The sequence below is a fragment of the Pseudoalteromonas sp. Z1A6 genome (genome assembly GCF_011378745.1).
GTDB lineage: Bacteria > Pseudomonadota > Gammaproteobacteria > Enterobacterales > Alteromonadaceae > Pseudoalteromonas > Pseudoalteromonas arctica.
This window is the reverse complement of sequence record NZ_WTKW01000469.1, coordinates 1-2601: the sequence shown is the minus strand read 5'-3', so window position 1 is coordinate 2601 and position 2601 is coordinate 1. Positions and strand designations below refer to the sequence as shown.

3 protein-coding genes are annotated in these 2601 nt (G+C 37.2%); 1 reads left to right on the top strand and 2 read right to left on the bottom strand.

Features of this window, described 5'->3' with window-relative positions; all coding sequences use genetic code 11:
• The first annotated feature begins 18 nt into the window (after window positions 1–18).
• Window positions 19–1062: a hypothetical protein gene (locus GQR46_RS18580; RefSeq protein ID WP_165742005.1), complete on the top strand. Its 1044-nt coding sequence runs from the start codon at window positions 19–21 to the stop codon at window positions 1060–1062.
• Between the two features lie 16 nt (window positions 1063–1078).
• Here the strand turns inward: GQR46_RS18580 and GQR46_RS18575 are convergent, their stop codons facing one another.
• Entirely contained in the window at window positions 1079–1405 is a 327-nt protein-coding gene (locus GQR46_RS18575) for a TraR/DksA C4-type zinc finger protein (protein ID WP_024590816.1), read from the bottom strand.
• Between the two features lie 61 nt (window positions 1406–1466).
• Window positions 1467–2447, bottom strand: coding sequence for a tRNA-dihydrouridine synthase (locus tag GQR46_RS18570; protein ID WP_007583877.1), 981 nt, complete (start codon window positions 2445–2447; stop codon window positions 1467–1469).
• Between the last annotated feature and the right edge of the window lie 154 nt (window positions 2448–2601).

Below are 2601 nucleotides of genomic sequence, written 5' to 3'. Positions count from 1 at the left end.
TTTTTTATTGGAACTACTATGTATAAAAAGCTCTCTTTTTCATTACTACTGTGCTTATTTTTAGCTGCATGTTCAAAGCAGCCTCAACCTTATGAGTCATTTGAAGACGCACAAGTTGCTTTAAAAACTTTAAACATGGCACTTGTACAACCAGACGCTAAAAAAATCGATAGGATTACTAAAGAGCAATTGGTCTTTTCTGATGCGTATTTAGTTAAACGTCATTCTATTTATCAGAACCTAATGGGTATGGAGCTTAATCTCAATCAAATTGCACAAGTAAACTACTTGGTTATTGCAGAGCGCTTTCCTGAGCGCTATTTTAATTGGCCGGCTCAAGTAAACGTATTAAAAAACATGCTTGCTTTTGAGGGGTCAAAAAGTACGCCGGATAATATTATTACTTGGCTTAAGTTAACCCAAGATACGCTAGACAGTGCTAAACAAAGCAATTTAAAGCTGAATAAAATTGAGCTCACACTACTACAAAGCTATGTATTGAGTGCGATAGGTAGTAATGACGTTCAACCAGCGCTTAAGAGTCATATAAGAGCTTTTAGCGATTATTTAGCTAGTTACAAGCCTAGAGGTAGTGTTGGTCTGAGAGGCCTGCCAAATGGGTCACAGTGGTATCAGAGCAAACTCAATTACTTTAGTGGCGAAGTACATTCACCGCTAGAGTGGGTTACTCTTTTAAATGAAAATATAAAAGTATTAGATCGTGTTGCAATCGATAGTAAATTGTCTATTTCTCATAAAAAATCGTTTTTAGTGCAGTATCTATCGAATGAAAAATTAATTGAAGGGCTTGATTGGCAGGCTGATTATCACGACTTACCTGCAATGGCGAGTAATATGAACATGTCTGATAAAGATAAAACATTGATGCTTGCAATGATGGAATCAGATATTGGCATTCATTACCATGCGTGGACTTTGCCACAGGCAAAGGTAAATCTTATGAAACGCTTAGAAATCACCCAAGAAGAGGCTCAATATTTAGTTGAAGATATAATACTCTACCCAGGGCAATCATTTAGTTTTATACAACAAATTATATAATGATTTGAAAGTGCGCTTATTGTGCGCACTTTGTACACCGTTGAGTTGCGGGGTCTAGTTCAAGTGATTTGGCTGGTATTTTTTCTTCACAGTCGCAGCAGTAGCCATATTGCCCAATTTCTATTTGGCTGACCGCCGCTTCTAATTTAGTCATGCGACTGATCAAAAACGCATACTCAGGACCTAGCTTCTCTGCTGCACAGTCTAACCATTCATTGTTTGCTGTATTATCTAAAATTTGTATTAAATGCTGATGTGTAGGGTAGGCTGATTTAGAAAGCATAGTTAATATATTTAATTTAATTTGTGCTATTTCATCGTTTAGTCTTTTTTGATGATGCATTATCAGTACAACCTTATTAAATTGGCTTCACGTTATACTGATATTATCTAGAGGCTTTAGGTTAGCCGTTATGATTTGAATCAAGTTGCGGTGCTTTGGCGTATTTATTTAATACGCTTGCCACATCTTCTTTACTTTTTAAACGCCTGATTTCATCAAATAAATCGATCGCTTGCGGGTATTGGCGTTTAAGGTAACCTAGCCATTGCTTTGTACGAGAAGCAAAATACTTTTCATCTTTTGCAGGGTCTTGATGAATAGCAGAGTGGATTAAGTGATAAATAATATGCTCCCATTGAAGGCCATCATATTGTTCATTATTTACATGAGCTTTAATTTTTTTTGCTAAATCAGGGTGCGAAAGGGCGCCACGACCAAGCATCAAATCAGTACATCCACTTCGTTTTTGGCAAAGCATTGCGTCCTCAACTTGCCAAATTTCACCATTGGCAACAACGGCAATATTTTTATCTTTTATTATTGGTGGAATTTTTTCCCAATAAGCTGGCGGGTTATAACCATCACGTTTGGTTCTGGCGTGTATAGCTACACTATTTGCGCCTGCACTTACCACAGCATCAACAATTTCTTGGCTGTTACTGTCATCATCAAAGCCTAAGCGAATTTTTGCACTTACTTCATGTTTATCATCTACAGCATCTCGGACTGCTTTAATAATCGTATACATGTGGTCAGGATCTTTAAGCAGTACAGCACCCCCTCGACTACGATTAACGGTTTTTGCTGGGCAACCAAAGTTAAGGTCGACCCCATGAGATCCTAAAGCAATTGCTCTTACTGCATTTTCGGCTAACGGATTTGCTTCTTGGCCGAGTAATTGAACACGCACAGGAGTACCTGCTCGCGTAAATCCATTATTATGTAGTTCAGGGCAAAATCGATGAAAAACTTTATCAGGTAAGCATGTTTCAACCACTCTTACAAACTCGGTAACGCACAAATCGAACCCACCAATGTCTGTGAGTAATTGGCGCATTTTAAAATCAACGACACCTTCCATAGGTGCTAAAACAAGTTTCATAAAGTGATTAATTTTGATAAAAAACTGGACGCATAGTTTACCTGTAAATCACACATTGATAAATCTGTAATTACCAACCATATTTAATGTAGAAACCGCAAAAGTAAATATTATGAAAATAAATGAAAGTTTTTATTCTTGTACAGGTCTACTT

Coding starts and splice junctions, on each gene's coding strand:
- GQR46_RS18580 (WP_165742005.1), top strand. CDS start 19: ATGTATAAAAAGCTCTCTTTTTCATTACTACTGTGCTTATTTTTAGCT.
- GQR46_RS18575 (WP_024590816.1), bottom strand. CDS start 1,405: ATGCATCATCAAAAAAGACTAAACGATGAAATAGCACAAATTAAATTA.
- GQR46_RS18570 (WP_007583877.1), bottom strand. CDS start 2,447: ATGAAACTTGTTTTAGCACCTATGGAAGGTGTCGTTGATTTTAAAATG.